The sequence below is a fragment of the Ruegeria sp. BG9 genome (assembly GCF_056538305.1).
Genome location: NZ_JBQFSY010000002.1, coordinates 349,350 through 367,878, shown reverse-complemented (window position 1 = coordinate 367,878; position 18,529 = coordinate 349,350). Strand labels below are relative to the sequence as shown.

Genomic DNA, 18,529 nt, shown 5'->3' with positions numbered 1-18,529 from the left:
TTATCGACGCCTGAGGGCTCTATTAAGGATCTCCAAAAAGGTAGGAAGGCTTAGGTATGAAGCGGATTGCCTCGGTATTGTCTGCATTTTTGCTGGCGGGATGCGTTTCAACCGTGCCTCCGCCATCGGCACCCATCCCAAATCTCGGTCGCACGAGTGCCCAGGTCAATTCACAACAGGCACAAGCTAGATTTCAGCAGGTTGCTTCTCGAATTGAGCCCGTTGCCGAAAACGAGTGTCGCCGCCAAACTCGGGGCGTGAATTGCGATTTTTTGATCCGTATCGATCCAAACAAAAATGCGCCCTCAAACGCGTATCAGAGTTTAAGCAAGTCAGGGCGCCCTGTCATAACAATGACCCAAGCACTGACGCGAGATGTGAACAATGCCGATGAGCTTGCATTTGTTATGGCGCATGAAGCCGCTCACCACATTCAAGGGCATTTGGCCCAACAGACCCAAAATGCAGCGGCTGGTGCGGTACTTTTGGCAGGTCTGGCAACAATTGCGGGGACTGGGTCGAATGACATTGCCGCAGCACAAGATCTCGGAGCCTTTGTGGGCAGTCGCAGCTATTCAAAAAACTTTGAATTGGAAGCTGATCGACTAGGCACGGTAATAGCCTACAAAGCTGGCTATGATCCACTCAATGGTGCGCTTTACTTTGCGCGCGTTCCTGATCCCGGTGATCGTTTTCTAGGAACGCATCCTCCTAACGCACAAAGATACTATGCGGTGCAGGATACAATGGCTCAGATCAGTCGCTAACCATTTTGAGTTCAGGTCTTCACCGGGCCTCAAAGTCTGATCGCGGCTAGAGAGAGCTTCGAACCCGGGTTAATTCGACGTTCTCTAGGTCGCCCCACTGACGCTCGCTTTGATGCCGCAATGGCCGTGATGCGCTCGCGTGCAAATGCTGCGCCAGCAACATAAAATCGTGCATTAAAGCGGCTTTTTGCGCAAACCGGTCACTCTTGGAACGTCGGGATTTCCCCGCCGAACCTAATTCACTTGGGTTACTGAATAGGCAAATGTCCCCTTTCTTCGTTAGAGCGGCGCATCTTGACTTATCAAGTTGCAGGTATTTGTCTAATTATTTATACGATGTATAATTTAGAGGAAAAGAGAACGCCATGCCAAGCGGACACATTATGATGGCCATGAGCCTCGACGGTTTCGTTGCAAGAAAAGACCATTCGCTCGATTGGCTAAATAAACAGCCCGCTGAAAATGAAGACCACGGGTTCATCGAGTTTATTAACAGCGTAGATGCTCTTGTTATGGGGACCGGATCACTGCGAACAGTCCTTGGATTTGGTGAATGGCCATATGAGAAACCCGTCGTGGTACTCAGCCGCTCCATGACGAAACAGGACGTACCTGAGAACCTACACGACAAAATTGAGTTCTCCACTGCCAGCCCCGAAGAGTTATGGGGAATCTTTCGCGAGCGCGGTTACAACCGCGTATATGTCGATGGCGGTGCGATCATTCGGTCGTTCCTTCAGGCCGGATTTGTACAAGACATGAAGATTACGTTGGTTCCTATTCTACTAGGTGATGGCATTCGCATTTTCGGTGAAACGGATGGCGATATTGATCTTGAACTGATCTCTGCCACACCCTTTCCATCGGGTATGGTCGATCTGGTTTACGAAGTGAAAAGCGCATGACCAAAGCACCAACTGCCGGGCGACCAAAAAAGTCCAAGGAACGTCTGTCGAAACAGCTTATCCTGCAAACAGCCCTGCCCATTGTTCAAAAGCAGGGAGCCGATGCGCTTTCGTTTCGGTTGCTTGCGGATAAGCTTGAGGTCACGCCGATGGCGGTAACTTACCATTCTGGCAGCAAGCGAAAGCTGCTGACTGACCTGGTTGAACTGGCCTTTGCAAACACGCTTCAGGCCACCGTTGAAGAAGGAGCCAGCGCAAAAGCGCGTAGCATACTAAGTGCCTACTATCTTCGGGCCTTGCCGAATGCCAACCTACTGCGCGCAGTTCTGGAAGACGTCACACTTATCAGCAAAGATCTCTTGGACGTCACAGATAAGCTGCGGGCATGCACGCGGGAAATTGACGATAGTGACGAAAACGATGTGCTTTTGCATCTTCTTATCGACTACACGCATGGTTTTGTCCTCTCTGCGTCAAGCGGCAAAAACAAACCGTTAACAATCGATGACTTTTTACGAGGTATTGATTGGGTACTGGCGCGTGCGATCGGCGGCGCGCAGGGCCGTTCAGAATGAGGCATTCAAGTCTTTGAGAATTTGACCGGTCTCGATTGAACGCCTACGTTCGCCAAACGTTTGAGGCAGAGCGCCTCGCACAAAGGAGATTTTATGAAAGAGACCCGGGTCTAACGCCTGATCCTGGCGATCCAAATTCAGGAGCGCCAACATTTACGAGCACACTCACGCGCGATGCTGAGTGTCCTTTCTGTTTTGCTTTCGTACAATCGAGACTTCCCAATGAATGTCTCAATGCACGAGCAACGTATTTTGCGTGAATTCGCCCTTGTCGGGTCCATCCACTCCAAGCGCTTAGAAAACGGAAATATGGAAGCCATCATTGTCGACAAGGCTGTGCACGCCGTTAGCGACGGTCGTAAAGTCGAAGCCACGCTGTGCCATCTTAGGTGAAACCGCGAGAATGTCGGCGTCGTTGTAGGACCGGCGGGCGATGTCGACGGCGGAAAGCTGCTACGCGAGTTCATGACTGTCAGCCGGATTCCTGCACAAGCGGTCAGCGGGACGTAAATACAGACGCTGCCGAGGTGCTGACCGGTTTTGAGAGCCCAGTTTCAGTCGCTTTGCGGGCACCCGACAAAGGTGCTCAGATGACAGAACCGAGCCAAAAGCGACCCATCCGACATCCGATCTCAAAAGGAGGCTGAAACAAGACTATTTCTGATAATCTTGCAGCCTAAGGTTTCTGATCAACGGCCAGTTCAAGGCAACGAAATGAGGGCCATCATCTAAAAATCTCAGCTATTCGCGCTAGAGAGAAGTACCAGAGCCACTTGCCAAGTCACGACCAAGGCGAGCAAATACACTATCATTGCAGAAAGCGGCTGGACAACGCTCAGTCCTGTAGGGAGCCTACAAATGAAAAAGGGTATGCATCATCAAGATCCTTCATCAGGTTTCTTGGGACTCACGTTCTGGTATCAGTTGGTCGTCCTTGTGTTCTTGACCATAGCCTCGCTAGTCCTCGCCTCCTCTGTGCTGGTTCCCCTGTCTTTTGCGGCTCTCCTGTTCGTTCTTCTCACCGCGACTGCGGATCGCATTGGCAGATTCAAGATATTTGGCAGCACCGTCCCGAAGTGGCTTGCGCATTTGGCAGCAATTTCAATTGTGTTGATCGGCCTCTCGCTTGTGTTGTCGATACTATCCAGTCAAGCCGGCGAGGTTTCGGAAGCGTTTCCGCGCTATGAGGAACGGTTTTCCAGCATAGTCGCAAAGCTGGTGTCACTGGTTGGGCAAGACAACTATGCAGCCGCGATCAAAGCGTTGGAGCAGATCAACCTGGCTGGGCTCGCGACAGGAGTGATCGGCTCTGCTGGGGCATTCCTAAGCGCTTTCTTCCTGGTGCTGCTTTATGTGCCATTCATGTTGGTCGAACGTGTTCCAATGCGCGCCAAAATCAAGCTCGCAATCAAAGACAGGGAAGCCGCTGAAAAAGTTCGCCGCGTTCTTGAAAGCACGTCCGACAGCATTCAAAGATATGTTGGCATCAAAACGCTGGTGAGTGCACTAACTGGCTTGGGCAGCTATGCCGTGATGGCATCCGTCGGCCTGGACTTCTCTGAAACTTGGGCCGTTTTTGCGTTTTTGTTGAATTTTATCCCGACAGTCGGCTCCATCGTGGGCGTCGCGCTTCCTTCCATTGTCGCACTGGTACAGTTTGAAGAAGTCGTGCCATTTCTTGTGGTTCTAATTGGTTGTGGAGCAGTTCAATTCTCTATCGGCAATATTCTGGAGCCAATGCTACTTGGGAAAAGCCTGAATTTGTCGCCATTCATGGTCATTTTGGCGCTCACGTTTTGGACTGCGATCTGGGGCATTGCCGGAGCGTTGATGAGCGTCCCTATCACCGTGTGCATAATGATTGTACTATCGAATATCCCGTCTACCCAGCCAATCGCGATACTGATGTCCGGTGATGGGAAAATAAACAACACTGACGCCGTGAACAGCTAAGCGAGAGACGTTCACCGACTGGATGGCGGCTTTTTAACTAACTATATCATCGAATATATGAAGCAGCCCCGCACATATTTCGAAACAGCGTGCGACGTTTGAGTTTAATGAGAAACCCGAGCTACTTACCGCTTGGGAAAACGAAGTTCAGCGCATTTGGTTTAATTGAAACCTCAAAGCGTTGATCGATCAACGGCTCGCCGTCCAAATTCATATGAAACGGTTGGGAGGTTTCCAAGACCATAGATCTCAGACGAGAGCGCTGTACGACACCATCTTTGGGATCCGATATATCTGGCAGTCTGCCAAAGGGCAGGTTTTCTGGCATTAAACGCTCTGCGGAAAGCACGCTTAAATCAAGTAACCCGTCGGATACTTCCGCTTCAGGCGCCACGTCAAAACCGCCACCTGCATAGCGGCTGTTCGCAATCGCGATAGCGGAAATGGAAACGTCGTACGGGTCTTCATCATCAATTGAGATTTTTGCGGGAACAGATTTTGCATCAGATAAACGAGCAAGCCCAAACAGAGTGTACGCGAGTCCCCCCAGTCTTTTCTTCATTTCCTTGGGAGTCGTTGCGGTGATCATCGCGCCAAAACCGCCGCTTGCAACATTCACAAACGGACGGCCGTTTATGTATCCGACATCGATAGGTCGCGCGTCTCCCGATGCAGCAACTCGAATAGATTTTGCCAAGTCCAAACCCTTATCGCCATACGATCGAGCGAAATCGTTCGCTGTTCCCAAGGGAACAAGACCTAGCGAGACAGGCGACTTTGTCTTCAACTTCAAAACTGCACTCGCGACCGAGTTCAAAGTGCCGTCACCACCGCCCGCGATCACCCTGGTTACTCCATCGCCTACGGCTTCTCGAAGGGTCTTCCTCAAGTCTTTTCCTGACCAAGGAATACTTACCCTAATGCCTAGCTCTTTTTCCAATGGGCGGACAGCAGAACGCAGATCCGGTCTTGCTGCGGACTTCCTATTGAGAATTAGCAGGGTACGTTTGGCCATGGTTCCAGCATAAAGCTCTCGCACGTTGGAGCAACTGCTTTAAAAGTTCTAAAGGCAGAGGCGCTCAAGCAATTGAAACCTTATTTGTGCTAGCCAACCTCTAAGTGACGATAGTCAGCTTTCTCCGCATCTCGGAGTATACAAAGCTTAGTAGTGAAGGTCCTCTTCGGGCTGTAAGTGGCTATCCGAAGATCTTCCCTGATACTACGTGCATGCCGCGAACGCGTTCACGTCGCTTCTCAAAATCATTGAGGAATTTTGCGTGCAGCAGCCCAAATAAATTCTCGCCGATTGTCCAAAACAATTCGCGCTTCAATCTCACTCGTGAACTCCTATGGGAGAAAACAAAGTCGTTTTGCGAGATTCACAAACGAGCTCATTTCCCTAATTTTCCATCTGAACAACCTGAACATAGAAAGATGATTTTGCGCATTTTCTTGAGGCTTCGGGGATCCCTAACGCCTATACAGCACCGTCATCCTGAGCGTCCAAACTCACAAGCCCTAAAGCTAGGCACCCTCAGTTTCCTTTCGCGCATGCAACACAAATCAGTGCGCTGCTTAAAAGTAACACGCGTTTCAAGAGAAACATGGAAGAATGTATCTGTTTGGGAGAACTAACGGAAGAGGCGCTCAAGGCGCATCTGCAGTCTGAAATGAGGGTACCGCCAGAGCAGCCGACGACGAAATCTCTGCTCGAGTCCCGGCTTTTTCTCAAAAAGTTCTCTCACCATCTCATCGGGTGTCTTGGCAACACAGTTCTGTGGATTCACTGATTCAGGAAACGCCTGAGGTCGCGAACCTTGAATCTTCGTCTTTGCGTTGAAATCAACAACTCTTCTAAATGCCCCCCGCCTACAGATAGCTTGGCCGAATTCCATCCTTCTCCATCTTTCTTCATTTACAAATTAAAACATTCATTTTATTGATTGTGTATGGGTAAAAATTCATTTTCTCGACGTACTTTCTTACACAACGCCGCGTGTATCGCGGCACTTGGTGTTCAGTCCAAAATCGCTTGGGCAGAGCTACAACTCGGTTCCTCGGCTCGGATTGCAACTATGTCAGACGGGTACCTTTCATTGCCTCCGGAAATGGTCTTCGGCGCCATGCCGAAGGAAGAACTCAGGCAGCTTCTGGACAGCTACAAGGTGGACGCGACCAAGTACGAGCCAGATTGCAATGTCGCACTTTATCGAGATGGTCAAAACACGGTGCTGTTCGATGTGGGAGCCGGGCCCGATTTCATGTCAACATCTGGCAAGCTTCTGGAATCTCTTGAAACTATCAACCTGTCGCCCGAAGACATCTCGCACGTGATCTTCACCCATGCGCACCCGGATCACATCTGGGGCGTTTTGGATGACTTCGATGACCTTCTTTTCCCCAACGCCACGCATCACTTTGGCCGCGATGAGTGGGATTACTGGTGGAATCCCTCGACGGTGGATACCATTGGAGAAGATCGCGCTGCGTTCGCTTTAGGCGCGAAGCGGCGTATGGCAGCAATTGAGGATCAGGTCACGTTTTTTGACGACGGACAAGAGATTCTTCCCGGTATTGCCGCACGCGCAAGCTTTGGACACACACCCGGCCACATGGCTTTTGAAATTCGCAGCGGCAGTGAATCCGTGATGGTTGTGGGCGACGCGTTGGGAAATCCACACGTAGCTTTTGAACGCCCCGACTGGCCCAGCGGCACGGATCAGGATCAACAGGCAGCCGCAGCAACGCGGAACTCACTGCTGGATCAGATTTCCCACGAGCAAATGAAGATAGTTGGATTCCACTTGCCAAATGGTGGGATCGGCCGGGTCGAGAAGACTGGCTCTGCTTATAAGTTCATTGGAGAACCATAATGATGCGATCGCTGGCGAGTATCTTGGCCCTGGCTACACCAGCTTGGGCAAGCGAGGATATTGCAGACCAATACCCGCAAAGTGTGCTGTATTCCAAACCGGTCGAATACGTCCCCGGCGTCTACTCTGCCATTGGCGCAACCGCCCCGCCGACCTACGAGAACTCTGGTCATAACAACAATCTCAGTTTTATCGTAACCGGGGAGGGCGTGATCGTCATAAACGGCGGCGCGGCCTATGTGCTTGCTGAAGCGCTTCACCAGGAAATTCAGTCGATCACGGATCAGCCGGTTAAGCTTGTCTTCAACGAGAATGGCCAGGGGCACGCGATGCTTGGCAACGCCTACTGGTCAGAGCTCGGCGTTCCAATCATCGCCCATTCGAATGCTGCGGCTGAGTTCGAGGAATACGGCCCTCAGATCCTTGCAGGAATGCAACGGTACAATCAGGACAAGGCGGAAAGAACCTTTCTGGCTGGCCCAACCGAGACATTCGAGGATGAATACGTGGTTGAAATGGGTGATTTCCGGATTGAGGCCAAATATCTCGGGCCTGCCCATAGTCCCGGCGATATCTCGATTTGGCTGCCGAACCAAAGCCTTGTCATCGCGGGTGACATGGCGTTTCACGAGCGCATGCTGCCGATCTTTCAAGAGACCTACACGGCGGATTGGCTTGAGACTTGGGACAACGAGTTCGAAGCTTTGGGAGCCACATATGTCATCCCCGGCCACGGCCATCCGACGAACATGGATCAGGTGCGCCGTTATACACGCGACTACCTGGCCTATCTGCGCGGCAAGATCCAAGAGCATATGGATGCTGGCGGCGATCTGGCAGAGGCTTACTATGTCGATCAGTCACCATATGCCCATTTGGACACGTTTGAGGAACTGGCGACAAAAAATGCCGGGCGCGTATTTGAGCAGATGGAATTCGAATAGCTCAGGACGTTTGTAGAACAGGCATTCGCCTCAATAACCTATGCGTGCTGATCGCTCCAACCCACATGAAGAATACGGCAAGCCACGCCGTCAATGACAGGGCGGACCCTCCCGAAAGCCCTGCTCCCACGGCGCAACCTCCGGCCAGCATGGCTCCAAACCCCATGAGGACAGCTCCAGCAAGGTAGCGCTCCATCGGAGTATCAGGGCCAAAACGTTCGATCTTCCACTCCCCTGCCGTTAGGGCTGAGCCTGCAGCACCTATTGCTACGCCTGGAACAAGGCCGATACCGAAAGACAAAACAACGTTCCTCTCCGCAACTAACGCCATCAATGTATCCGTGGCCGGTCCGGTAAATGTGATGGACGACACGAGCACGACGTTAAAAGATGCTTGCGCGATCGCAAAGGTCATCATCCAGCCAAGCGCCACAGCCACGCCAACGCCTGCCGCTGTTATGATTCTGACAGGCACGACTCTCCGGTGGAATGCGAATGCAATTGCCGACACCAATCCCAACGCTGCAACGGCTGTATAAGCCACTGGCGAATATCCAAGTATTTCCGAAAGATCCCTCGAGGCGCCTCCTGAGACAGTCCAGATCCCGGAAAGCAATTCGCGGGCGGGACTAAGAACGCCCGTGTAAGCAGCCTGAGCCACCAAGGTTAAAACCAATCCTGTAATCAGCGCGCGCAAATTACCGCAGGAGGCCAATACCAATAGGCGAGATGCACACCCACGCGCAAGAACCATGCCAACGCCGAACATCGCCCCGCCAATTATTGCGCCGCTAAGGCTGCCCCTCGACGCGATCGCGCGTGTCTCGGAAAGGTTTAACCACTCAAACGCGACAAAGGCCTGTACTAAGGTGAGCGCGGCGGTGAAGGCGATCAGCCAAACCGCAAGGCGCGGACCAAGCTCGCCTTCGGCGACTTCGATGGTCGACGCTCGCAAGCAAAAGTGAGACTTCTGGGCCGTCACGCCGAACAAGATACCGACAAGCGCACCGGCAAATGCCAAAGCGCCAGGGTCTCCCAACAAATCGATGAGCCTTTCCATCAAGAGAAACTCTCACTTCGTTGCTTGCGCGTCCTCGTTTTCGGTCAAATTGTCATTGTCACTGCGCAGCCATTGGCCTGCGCGCCAATTGGCATTGAGTCCATAACTCACCCAAGGCAGATACCAGTCGATCCACGTCTTCGGTGGAATGCACTGGCGAAGGTGTAATCCGCAGACGTTCCGTTCCCTTGGGGACGGTAGGATAGTTGATCGGCTGGATGTAAATCCCATAGTCACGCATCAGCACGTCAGAGATGAAGCGACACTTGACCGGATCGCCGACCATGACAGGAATGATGTGACTTGGGTTCGGTGTATGCGGAATACCCAGATCGTCCAGCCTGTCTCGCACCTCGCGCACGCGCTGCTGGTGTAGATGTCGTTCCGAATTGCTTTGCTTCAGGTGCCGAACCGACGCAGCAGCTCCTGCGGCCACGGCGGGAGGTAGTGCAGTGGTGAAGATAAACCCACTAGCAAAGGATCGGACAAAGTCGACAAGCTCTGTCGACGCGGCGATGTATCCACCAACCACGCCAAACGCTTTGCCCAATGTCCCCTCGATGACTGTTAGCCGATCCATCAGGCCTTCGCGCTCAGCTATGCCGCCGCCGCGCGGTCCATAAAGTCCTACGGCGTGAACCTCATCCAAATAGGTCATCGCGCCGTAGCGATCGGCCAGATCACAGATCTCGGCAATTGGTGCAATGTCGCCATCCATGGAATAGACGCTCTCAAACGCAATGAGCTTTGGGGCATTGGCAGGCAGTTCAGCAAGGTGCCTTTCAAGGTCCGCCACGTCGTTGTGTTTCCAGATACGCTTCTGACACCGACTGTAGCGAATGCCCTCGATCATCGAGGCATGGTTCAACTCGTCAGACAAGACTGTGATGCCAGGAATGCGAGACGCCAAGGTTCCCAGCGCGGCCCAGTTCGAGACGTACCCGGAGGTAAACAGGAGCGCAGCGTCCTTGCCATGCAAATCAGCAAGCTCTTGCTCCAGCAAAACATGCTGGTGGGTGGTTCCAGAGATATTCCGCGTTCCTCCCGCCCCGGCACCGACCTCATCGATCACCTTGTGCATTGCCGCAATAACACTGGGGTGCTGACCCATCCCCAGATAATCATTTGAGCACCACACAGTGACTTTCTCGGGGCCATTTTCCGCGTAGCTACGTGCTGTCGGGAACGCGCCGCGCTGTCGTTCGAGATCCGCAAAGACCCGGTAGTTCCCTTCCTCCTGAAGCTGGTCGAGTTGACCACGGAAAAACTGCTGATAGTTCATTTCAGTTCCCAACGGCTTCTTCGACGATTCCTGACAACAGAGACTGGACCTTTTGCATTGGCCCGTCAGGGTAGCTTCGGTACCCAACCATCACGCCACTGTCGTCTTCAGCCACAAATATCCCGTAAGGGCAAAAGCCAATATTCATTGGGTCAGCTTCCATGACCTCACGCGAAATTTTTGCCGAGCAGAAAATGAAGATGTCTGCGGCCGAAAATATCTGCTTGTCGCTGCCAACATCTGCGCCTGTTCGATTCAGCATTTCCCCAACATGGCTCACATAGTCGATGACCAGCCCCTGTCCCACAATCGCGGACTCGACGGCAAACGTTGCATCATCAAAACTGCCGTCGAAGGCGATAGTGATGATCTCTTCTGCAAGCCCTTGGCTCGCCAGAACAGTGGAAAACGCGGCTGCGGCGATAAAGTGTTTCATGGTTTTAGTCCTCCTCCTGAACCGCATTTTCTCAGATTGATCATCGGGGTCTTTGACACTGGTCAAAGCCCCCAATTGCCTCAACCAAACATGTCCGACGTGATACCGGCGTACCAACCAAGAGACTCTTCGTAAGTTGCTTTCCTCAGGTCGGCATCTTCTCCGGTCTGGCTGATAAAGCCATCGACTTTGGCGATCTTTTCAGGCGTCGCCTCATAAGTCGCGCCAACTTTCACACCATCATCGGTGTCAATGAGCGACCAGCATGTGTTCGAGAACTTGGCCGGGAATACTTTAGACCCGGTCAACGCACCTCTTACTGCGTTCGCACAGACCTTTGCCTGGCTGTTTGCTGAAAAACCGGATTTCGGCATGTCACCCTGCTGGCTGGCATCACCAAGAACGTAGATATCCGGATCGGCTTTGGAAGACATGTCCACAGCGTTTACTGGTGCCCAGTTGCCATCGGTCACTCCCGCCATTTCCGCAATTCGACCGGCTTTCATCGCTGGGATCACGTTGCAGACATCAACCTTCGTCTCTTCGCCGTCGATAGTCACCGTCATTGCTTCCGGATTCACAGATACATTGCCGCCGCCGAAATCTTCGCCGATCCAGTCAACCATTCCTTCATAGTTGTTTCCCCAGCCTTCTTGGAACAATGCCATTTTCGAGAATTTCGGCTTCGGATCAGCTACAATGATCTTTGCTGTTGGGTTGTTTGCCTTCAGCACATGCGCCACCATCGAAACCCTTTCATACGGCCCGGGCGGGCAACGGTACGGGTTAGGAGGAGCGACCATCGCGAAGGTACCACCTTCGGGCATCGCCATGATCTGCGCTTTCAAAAGCTCAGTCTGAGAACCAGCCTTGTACGCATGTGGCATCTTGTTTTGGGCCGAGAGGTCCCAGCCTTCGACCGCGCCATCAACAAAGTCGATACCGGGGCTGAGGATCAGCTTGTCATAAGGAACTGACCCGCCACCTGCCAAGGACACCGTCTTTGCGTCGCGGTCGACCCCAGTGGCCCAATCATGCACGACGTTGATACCGTAGTTCGCGGCAAGCGTGCCGTAGCTGTGGGCGATGTCCGAAAGCTCCTGAAAACCTCCCAGATAGAGGTTTGAGAAGAAACAGGTGTAGTAGGTCCGAGACGGCTCGATCAGAGTCACGTCAATCTCACCTTTGCTGTCCTTTGCGATGTAACGCGCGGCGGTCGCACCGCCCGCACCACCGCCAACAACCACCACGCGGGGCTTGCCTTGAGCCAGCACCATCGGAGCAGATAGTCCGGCGGCTACTACCCCGGCGGCTCCAAGAAATACTCGTCTATTGAGTGTCATCGCGTTTCCTCCCCTTAGGCACTTTCATTCTGGATTATTGAAGTAGGCGGCCAATGCTGCGATCTCGTCATTGCTCAGCCGTCCGGCAATCATTTGCATGACCGGATGTGGCCGCTGTTTGTCCTTGTAAGCGTGCATGGCGACCACGAAGTCTTCGTCAGGCCAATACACAATCGAAGGAATGCCCTCATCGCCCCCTTCGATCTGGTGACACGTTGTGCATTCGCTGCTGAGATATGCGCCGTACTCAGGATCTCCTTGTATCGCCAGGATCGCGGGATCGATCGAATGATCCGTGCCTTTCGCGGTTGGGTCCGCTTCCGGGATGTCCTGAGGATTGTCAGAAAACGCCCGCAAATAGGCGATCACGTTGGCGCGGTCTTCCGGGTTTTTCAAACCGGGAAAACTCATCCGCGTGCCTGACGCAAATGCGCGTGGGTTTTCGATGTAGGCGGACAGAGTATCAGCGTGCCATTCCAGACCCGAGTTACCCGCACGCTCTAGGCTCTTTGAGTAATTGAAACCATCCAGACCTGCGGCTTTCCGACCAAAAACACCGTTCAGATGCGGCCCGATTTTGTTTTCGGCTCCTTCGCCCACCTGATGGCAGCCTTTGCATTTGGCGAACACTTCTTTCCCGGCTTCGGCGTCGCCGAGGTCTTCTGTTGCGTGGGTCGATGGAGCAACAGCAACCATAACCGCCGCGCAGGTCAAAAAAATGTTCAACCACCGCATGATCAGCTTCCGAACGACTTGAGGTAAACGATCACGGCTTCAATATCGTCTGGTTTCTTAAGCCCAGCAAAGGACATGCGTGTGCCCTTCATGTAGTCCTTTGGTTTTGCCAGGAAGGCCGCCATTTCTTCTTCGGTCCAAACAAGACCAGCCTCGGCAGCTGTTTTCATAGCTTTGGAGTATTTGAACCCTTCAACCGACCCTGCGTTGGCTCCGATAACCCCGTTCAGCGCAGGACCCGTGCTGTCCTTAGCACCGTCACCAACCTGATGGCAGGATTTGCACTTCTTGAAGACCTTCTCACCGGCTGCGAACAGTTCCGTAGTCTGGTCAGCCTCGTCGATTTCCTGAACAGCCGGTGTTGCGGCGGCTTCTTCCTCAGGCTTTGGCGTTGCGGTCGGAATGAACGAGGGCCCTTCCGCCGTAAACGTCGGCAACCCGTCCGCGCTGGCTTCATTCATGACCGAATTCGAACCGCCTTCTGGTGGCGTCTCAACCAGAAAGACAGAACGCATTGTAACCGCGGCCTCTGTCTTGCAGTTTTCCATGCAAGGCTCTTCTCGCCATTCTGCGTACTCAGTCTCGGGTCGAACATCGACGACAAAACCGTCCATATTGTACATCTCGAAATCGGCGAAGTTTTCGTTACTAAGAACGAAGTCGTCATCCACCAGATCATTGGAATAAAGGATGTAGGCGACGATTGCGTAGGTCTCATCCGCTGTCAGCGTGCCCGCTTCGCCAAATGGCATTGAGCGGGAAATGTAATCCCAAGCAGTCGACAAATGCGGCCAATAAGACCCAACGGTTTTCACAGGATCTTCGTCGGCAAGCGTGTCGAAACCGCCGGCCAGAACAGGCCAATTGTCGGCGCCTTCGGCAAACTCTCCGTGACAAGACGCACAGCGATCAACAAACACTTCTTCTCCTGTCCAGACATCGCCTGATCCAACCGGCAAACCGCGCCCGTCGGGCAAGACATCGACGTCCCAGGCTGCGATCTCTTGCTCAAGGGCGGGGCGCCCAAGCCCGTATGTGCCCTCGCTCCTGCGCGCAGGCGCGGTCAGGTTCATCCCGTTCGCGACCCGATCAGCCGCTGCAGTCTGGATTTCTTCGACCTTGGCCGCCAGTTCGGCTGCCCGGCTGGCCTCTGCTTGCGCGTTTTCCTGGGCTGTAGCTGCGTGCGCCTCTACCTGACTGATCCGGGTTTCCAAGGTTTCTATCTGCGATTGGCCATAGTTCCGGTTCGCAATAGCCACTGCCGCCGCAAGCACCAACGCCGTGCCGCCGAATACAGGCAGGAAAACATGACTAAGAGACTTCGACATTCTCAGCGATCCCTTCTGCGCTCACGTACCAAGTCTGGATACAGTTGTTGTGGTAGACCGAGTTTTCTCCGCGCTTTTCACGCAGTTGGTCTTTGGTCGGCTGCACATAGCCGGTCTCATCTATCGCCCGGGCCTGTAACAACATTGGTGCTCCGTCCCAGTTCGTATCGAGATAGAAGCGCGTCAAAGCCTTGCTGTCGCCCTGCTTGCCAAGACGCGCCGTCTCCCAGGTGATCCCACCGTCCTTGGACACATCGACCCGCGTAATTTGACCGTGGCCTGACCAGGCAAGTCCGGAAACAACCAAGGGTCCCGGTCCATGTTTGATGGGCATTTGCGGACTGGGTGAAGTGATGACAGATTTTGCATCCATCACCCACGTCCATTTCTGGGCCCTGCCATCGGCGTAGACATCAGTGTATTTTGATGTTTCTTCGCGGCTTTCGACCGCCATATCGACGATCTCAATGCGGCGCAGCCACTTGACCCACATGTTGCCTTCCCAACCCGGAACAACCAGTCGCACGGGGTATCCATGTTCCATGCGCAGTGCTTCACCATTTGCCTTGAAAGCCACCAACACGTCATCCAGTGCTTTTTCCATCGGGATGGATCGGCCATTGGATGACGCGTCTGCGCCCTCAACATAGACCCATTTGTCGGGTGAGATATCGGCGCCTGCTTCCTGCAACAGCGTACGCAGCGGAACACCGGTGTATTCCATGTTGTGAATCATGCCGTGCGTAAATTGGACGCCGTTGAGTTGCGCACCCGCCCACTCCATACCCGTATTCGCCGCACATTCGCAGAAATACACGTGATTTTCGCGCGGAAACCGCTCAATGTCGTCGTAGGTAAAAACCAGCGGGCGATCGACCAGCCCGTTGATCATCAGGCGATAGTCCTCTTTGCGCAGCTCAATCGCGCCCGAATGATGACGCTCAAAGGCGCATCCTTGCGGAGTGATCGTGCCATCAAGCGCGTGGATCGGCGTGAAGTTGATCGACGAAATCGGAGAGGCGGTCAGCCATTCCACGTTGCGCCGAACGACATGAGATTCGAAGCTGATCGGCATGCCATAAGGTGACTCATCAACTCCGGCACCCGTGTAAGACGCCCAATCCTGAAGCTCTGTTATCAGTGGGTCGGGCGTGTCTGCCGCTGCCGCACCCGCAACTGATCCTGCGGCGACCGCAGCACTGCCTTTCAAGAAGGCCCGGCGGGACGGTTTGAACGCGTCATCCATATCTCTTAGGTCTCCATCTGTTTCTTAAGCGCCGACGACATCGACGCTGGTGTTCTCATGCACCGTGACGGTGCCAAGGTTGCGAATGTGGTTTTCGACGACATCCCAGATCGGCGGACCCTCAGTGCCTTCGTTGACACTGGCCCAACCAGCCACGACGTAGGTTTTCGACGGATCAATCGCTTCACCCGTTTTGAGCAGAGTCATTTCGCTGATCCGCTGCCCTTGTGGTTTGGTCACATCGATGCGGTAGCCAAGCCCACCGACGCGGACCATATCGCCGCCCTGCTGGTAGTAAGGGTCGGGATTGAACAGGTTGTCACCGACATCCTCGAGGATTACATGGATGAATTCGCCTGTCATTTCAGTGCGATAGGCATTGGGATACGACATCGATGTGACGTTCCAGATGTCCTCGCGCGTGATATCTTGTCCCGGCAGGATTGAGGGTCCCCAACGGACGCCGGGCGACATCGCGATGTCTGCCTCACGCTCATTGATCAGGGCATCGCAAATCAGGTCATCCCACGTGCCGTTAAAATTGCCGCGGCGGTAGAGCAACGAATCCGTTTTGCCAATCACCTCGCTCAGCGCAGCCTCGTACGGCGCGCGCTGATCATTTATCAGAGCGGTGATCGCAGGATCAGGAGCAATGACGTCAGAGAAGATCGGGATCAGCTTGTGCTTCAGCCCCATCATCTGCCCGTCCCTCACGTCGAGATCGACGCGGCTGACGAATTTTCCGTTCGAGCCAGACGCGATGATATGCGTTTTACCGACCAGGACCGGCTCGGGAAGTGCGTCGTGGGTGTGACCGCTGAGGATCACGTCGATCCCTTGCACGCGGCCCGCCATCTTCTTGTCCACGTCAAAGCCGTTGTGGCTGAGGACAACAACGACATCGGCACCGGCATCGCGAACCTCGTCGACCATGGCCTGCATGTTTTCATCCCGGATACCGAATGAGTACTCGGGGAACATCCAACCTGGGTTCGCGATTGGCATGTAAGGAAACGCTTGCCCGATAACAGCGACCTTTGCACCGCCCCGATCAAAGAACTTATAGGGTTGGAACAATTCTGCAGGTTCGTCCCACTCGGCATCAAAGATGTTCTGACCCAAGGCTGCAAAGGGCAAACCTTCGACGATTTCGTTTACCCTGTCGCTGCCCAACGTGAACTCCCAATGGAAGGTCATAGCATCGGGTTTCAGCGCGTTCATGACATTGACCATGTCCTGACCGGCAGTCTGATAGCAGGTGTAGGAACCGTGCCAGGTATCGCCCCCGTCCAGTAGAAGGGCATCAGGACGGTCAGCACGAATGGCCTTGATGACAGTTGAGACGCGGTCCAATCCACCAACCCGACCGTAGGTCTTGGCCAGCGCAGAGAAATCATTGTAGGTCAGCGCATAGGCCGACGGGCTCCCATCTTCGATCTCGTAGGCCTTGCGGAAAGCCGCCCCTGTGACATGCGGCATCTGCCCTCGCGCATCGCCAATACCAAGGTTTATCTCGGGTTCGCGGAAATAGATCGGTTTGAGTTGCGCGTGAATATCGGTGACATGGATCAAGCTGATATTGCCGAAGGTCTCGAACTCCAGCAATTGATCCTGCGTTAGGCTTTGCTGAGCGGCAAGCCTGGCCCATTTGCCAAACCCGGATGCCCCGTACAGAGCCGAGGCTGCCATTGAAACCTGCAAGAAGTCACGTCGAGAAATCATCTATCAGCTTTCCTGTAACACATATAAATGTGTGAATGTTATATGCATGAAAAACCCGCGCAGGACAACGCCCGCGCGGCTCGTTCGTTATTGACGTACAGCAGGAGTTTCGACTGAAAGCCCGTTGCCACGCGAGGCCACGTAGAGCTCAAGCGCGCGAAACTCGTCCGAACCTTCAGCAAAAGTTTCCGCCCGCGTATCGCGAATACAGCCGCGGAAACGATTGTGACGCGAGATCAGCTTGGCCTGTTTCAGACGATATGTCGGGAACCCGTTGATCATACCTTGGCTCAGGTGGTCGGCACGGATCATGTTGCCCCAGTTGTCTTCATGACAATTGGCGCAACTCAACTCCAACTGACCATAGCGGGTATAATACATCTCCTTGCCTTGCTCCCAGTACGGGGCGGCATCGCCATCGATCGCGACATTCATTGGCAACCCACGTGATTGCAGACCGATCAAAGCGACCATGCCTTGCATATCGCCCCCGGACCATTTCCAGGCATCCGCTTCCATGCGGTCCGTACGACACTTGTTGATCAGATCTTCCATGACGACCAGCTTGCCGGTTTCGGCATCCACCTTCGGCATGGACGCCTGCAATCCCTTGAAGCTTTCCACCCCATCGTGGCATGAAGCACAGCTCTCGCCAGCGGCACCATCAACGGTCTCGAAGAGATCGGCGGCCTGATCGACGAAGATCATTGCAGGATTGTCGAAGTCATCAATTTGAAGCGCTTGCGTTTCATCCGTGCGAAAATGCCAACCCGAATAGATCGTGTCCAAATTTTCCAGATGTGCCGGAGCTTCAGTGACCGAGGTCATGTCCAGCTCATCATTGATAGTGAGATTGTCTTCGTCCGGTCCAGCCATCGCTGCAGCCGGGAAAACCAGAATTGCCGCGATCGCCGTAATTGCCTTGGTATTCATTGCGTTCCTCCCTTGGTGGATCAGCGCCAATTCCTCGGACCCGCGCTGATCTGCCTTAGTCGTCGAGCCGTCAGGCGATCTCGATCGTTTTCTTCTCATCGTAGACAGAGCCGTCATCATCGTACCAGGTGAAGACAAACTCACCGGCCTCGGGTACAGTCGCTTCGAACTGAAAGTACGGGTTGGTCGAAATCGCCGGCTCCATCGTCACATCAACCACCATTTCTCCGTTAAACTCGCAGGTGAAACGGTTAATGATCGAACGGGGGATGACGTTGCCTTCTTTGTCCTTGCGCTGGCCGCTTTCCATCTTGTGGCTGATCAATGTCTTGATCGTAACGGTTTCTCCAGCAGCGGCTGTCTTTGGAACCTTGACGCGGGGTTTAACACCGGATGCCATTGGTTAGTCTCCTGTTCTTCAGGGCGC

Annotated in this window: 17 protein-coding genes; 6 read left to right on the top strand and 11 right to left on the bottom strand. The window is 53.7% G+C overall.

Features of this window, described 5'->3' with window-relative positions; translation table 11 throughout:
- The first annotated feature begins 56 nt into the window (after positions 1 to 56).
- The 4 genes from ACR0I8_RS05480 (at position 57) to ACR0I8_RS05465 (ending at position 4,200) form a co-directional block, all read left to right on the top strand.
- Complete coding sequence (locus tag ACR0I8_RS05480) at positions 57 to 767, top strand: M48 family metalloprotease (protein WP_170689345.1); 711 nt, start codon at positions 57 to 59, stop codon at positions 765 to 767.
- Between the two features lie 365 nt (positions 768 to 1,132).
- Positions 1,133 to 1,672, top strand: coding sequence for a dihydrofolate reductase family protein (locus tag ACR0I8_RS05475; RefSeq protein ID WP_170689346.1), 540 nt, complete (start codon positions 1,133 to 1,135; stop codon positions 1,670 to 1,672).
- Entirely contained in the window at positions 1,669 to 2,247 is a 579-nt protein-coding gene (locus tag ACR0I8_RS05470; protein ID WP_170689347.1) for a TetR family transcriptional regulator, read from the top strand. The genes ACR0I8_RS05475 and ACR0I8_RS05470 overlap by 4 nt, the downstream gene beginning before the upstream one ends.
- Before the next feature lie 858 nt (positions 2,248 to 3,105).
- Positions 3,106 to 4,200: an AI-2E family transporter gene (locus ACR0I8_RS05465; RefSeq protein WP_170380059.1), complete on the top strand. Its 1,095-nt coding sequence runs from the start codon at positions 3,106 to 3,108 to the stop codon at positions 4,198 to 4,200.
- Positions 4,201 to 4,321: 121 nt separating this feature from the next.
- Here ACR0I8_RS05465 and ACR0I8_RS05460 read toward each other — a convergent pair whose 3' ends face one another.
- Positions 4,322 to 5,215, bottom strand: a complete 894-nt coding sequence (locus tag ACR0I8_RS05460; protein WP_170380058.1) for a YegS/Rv2252/BmrU family lipid kinase — start codon at positions 5,213 to 5,215, stop codon at positions 4,322 to 4,324.
- Between the two features lie 934 nt (positions 5,216 to 6,149).
- On the opposite strand from ACR0I8_RS05460, the gene ACR0I8_RS05455 reads away from it, so the two are divergent.
- Both ACR0I8_RS05455 and ACR0I8_RS05450 read left to right on the top strand, forming a co-directional pair.
- Positions 6,150 to 7,073: an MBL fold metallo-hydrolase gene (locus ACR0I8_RS05455; RefSeq protein WP_170380057.1), complete on the top strand. Its 924-nt coding sequence runs from the start codon at positions 6,150 to 6,152 to the stop codon at positions 7,071 to 7,073.
- A 2-nt stretch (positions 7,074 to 7,075) separates the two neighbouring features.
- Positions 7,076 to 8,017 carry an MBL fold metallo-hydrolase gene (locus tag ACR0I8_RS05450; RefSeq protein ID WP_480702865.1) on the top strand — a complete coding sequence of 314 codons (942 nt, stop codon included), beginning with the start codon at positions 7,076 to 7,078 and terminating at the stop codon, positions 8,015 to 8,017.
- Position 8,018: 1 nt separating this feature from the next.
- Here ACR0I8_RS05450 and ACR0I8_RS05445 read toward each other — a convergent pair whose 3' ends face one another.
- The 10 genes from ACR0I8_RS05445 to soxZ all read right to left on the bottom strand — a co-directional run bounded on the left by ACR0I8_RS05445 (position 8,019) and on the right by soxZ (position 18,502).
- Positions 8,019 to 9,077, bottom strand: coding sequence for a YeeE/YedE family protein (locus ACR0I8_RS05445; protein WP_480702831.1), 1,059 nt, complete (start codon positions 9,075 to 9,077; stop codon positions 8,019 to 8,021).
- Positions 9,078 to 9,135: 58 nt separating this feature from the next.
- A complete protein-coding gene (gene hemA / locus ACR0I8_RS05440; protein ID WP_170689350.1) occupies positions 9,136 to 10,359 on the bottom strand; it encodes a 5-aminolevulinate synthase in 1,224 nt (407 codons plus the stop codon).
- 1 nt (position 10,360) lies between these two features.
- Positions 10,361 to 10,795, bottom strand: coding sequence for a DUF302 domain-containing protein (locus ACR0I8_RS05435; protein ID WP_170689638.1), 435 nt, complete (start codon positions 10,793 to 10,795; stop codon positions 10,361 to 10,363).
- An 80-nt stretch (positions 10,796 to 10,875) separates the two neighbouring features.
- Positions 10,876 to 12,138, bottom strand: a complete 1,263-nt coding sequence (locus ACR0I8_RS05430) for an NAD(P)/FAD-dependent oxidoreductase (protein ID WP_170689351.1) — start codon at positions 12,136 to 12,138, stop codon at positions 10,876 to 10,878.
- Between the two features lie 24 nt (positions 12,139 to 12,162).
- On the bottom strand, positions 12,163 to 12,834 hold the full coding sequence (locus ACR0I8_RS05425) for a c-type cytochrome (protein WP_475217571.1): 672 nt from the start codon (positions 12,832 to 12,834) through the stop codon (positions 12,163 to 12,165).
- A 41-nt stretch (positions 12,835 to 12,875) separates the two neighbouring features.
- Entirely contained in the window at positions 12,876 to 14,201 is a 1,326-nt protein-coding gene (locus tag ACR0I8_RS05420) for a c-type cytochrome (RefSeq protein ID WP_170689353.1), read from the bottom strand.
- A complete protein-coding gene (gene soxC / locus ACR0I8_RS05415) occupies positions 14,185 to 15,447 on the bottom strand; it encodes a sulfite dehydrogenase (protein ID WP_170689354.1) in 1,263 nt (420 codons plus the stop codon). Before soxC ends, ACR0I8_RS05420 begins: the two co-directional genes overlap by 17 nt.
- Before the next feature lie 24 nt (positions 15,448 to 15,471).
- Positions 15,472 to 17,169 (bottom strand): thiosulfohydrolase SoxB, encoded by a 1,698-nt coding sequence (gene soxB, locus ACR0I8_RS05410; RefSeq protein WP_170689355.1) that lies wholly within the window; start codon positions 17,167 to 17,169, stop codon positions 15,472 to 15,474.
- 87 nt (positions 17,170 to 17,256) lie between these two features.
- Complete coding sequence (gene soxA / locus ACR0I8_RS05405) at positions 17,257 to 18,102, bottom strand: sulfur oxidation c-type cytochrome SoxA (protein WP_170471064.1); 846 nt, start codon at positions 18,100 to 18,102, stop codon at positions 17,257 to 17,259.
- A 70-nt stretch (positions 18,103 to 18,172) separates the two neighbouring features.
- Positions 18,173 to 18,502 carry a thiosulfate oxidation carrier complex protein SoxZ gene (gene soxZ, locus ACR0I8_RS05400; RefSeq protein ID WP_170380046.1) on the bottom strand — a complete coding sequence of 110 codons (330 nt, stop codon included), beginning with the start codon at positions 18,500 to 18,502 and terminating at the stop codon, positions 18,173 to 18,175.
- Positions 18,503 to 18,529 lie beyond the last annotated feature (27 nt).

Excerpts from the sequence above, each read along its gene's own strand:
- ACR0I8_RS05450 (WP_480702865.1), top strand. The coding sequence starts at position 7,076 with ATGCGATCGCTGGCGAGTATCTTGGCCCTGGCTACACCAGCTTGGGCA.
- ACR0I8_RS05445 (WP_480702831.1), bottom strand. The coding sequence starts at position 9,077 with ATGGAAAGGCTCATCGATTTGTTGGGAGACCCTGGCGCTTTGGCATTT.
- ACR0I8_RS05435 (WP_170689638.1), bottom strand. The coding sequence starts at position 10,795 with ATGAAACACTTTATCGCCGCAGCCGCGTTTTCCACTGTTCTGGCGAGC.
- ACR0I8_RS05460 (WP_170380058.1), bottom strand. The coding sequence starts at position 5,215 with ATGGCCAAACGTACCCTGCTAATTCTCAATAGGAAGTCCGCAGCAAGA.
- ACR0I8_RS05480 (WP_170689345.1), top strand. The coding sequence starts at position 57 with ATGAAGCGGATTGCCTCGGTATTGTCTGCATTTTTGCTGGCGGGATGC.
- ACR0I8_RS05465 (WP_170380059.1), top strand. The coding sequence starts at position 3,106 with ATGAAAAAGGGTATGCATCATCAAGATCCTTCATCAGGTTTCTTGGGA.
- ACR0I8_RS05455 (WP_170380057.1), top strand. The coding sequence starts at position 6,150 with ATGGGTAAAAATTCATTTTCTCGACGTACTTTCTTACACAACGCCGCG.
- soxZ (WP_170380046.1), bottom strand. The coding sequence starts at position 18,502 with ATGGCATCCGGTGTTAAACCCCGCGTCAAGGTTCCAAAGACAGCCGCT.
- ACR0I8_RS05475 (WP_170689346.1), top strand. The coding sequence starts at position 1,133 with ATGCCAAGCGGACACATTATGATGGCCATGAGCCTCGACGGTTTCGTT.
- hemA (WP_170689350.1), bottom strand. The coding sequence starts at position 10,359 with ATGAACTATCAGCAGTTTTTCCGTGGTCAACTCGACCAGCTTCAGGAG.
- ACR0I8_RS05430 (WP_170689351.1), bottom strand. The coding sequence starts at position 12,138 with ATGACACTCAATAGACGAGTATTTCTTGGAGCCGCCGGGGTAGTAGCC.
- ACR0I8_RS05425 (WP_475217571.1), bottom strand. The coding sequence starts at position 12,834 with ATGGTTGCTGTTGCTCCATCGACCCACGCAACAGAAGACCTCGGCGAC.
- ACR0I8_RS05470 (WP_170689347.1), top strand. The coding sequence starts at position 1,669 with ATGACCAAAGCACCAACTGCCGGGCGACCAAAAAAGTCCAAGGAACGT.
- soxC (WP_170689354.1), bottom strand. The coding sequence starts at position 15,447 with ATGGATGACGCGTTCAAACCGTCCCGCCGGGCCTTCTTGAAAGGCAGT.
- ACR0I8_RS05420 (WP_170689353.1), bottom strand. The coding sequence starts at position 14,201 with ATGTCGAAGTCTCTTAGTCATGTTTTCCTGCCTGTATTCGGCGGCACG.
- soxB (WP_170689355.1), bottom strand. The coding sequence starts at position 17,169 with ATGATTTCTCGACGTGACTTCTTGCAGGTTTCAATGGCAGCCTCGGCT.
- soxA (WP_170471064.1), bottom strand. The coding sequence starts at position 18,102 with ATGAATACCAAGGCAATTACGGCGATCGCGGCAATTCTGGTTTTCCCG.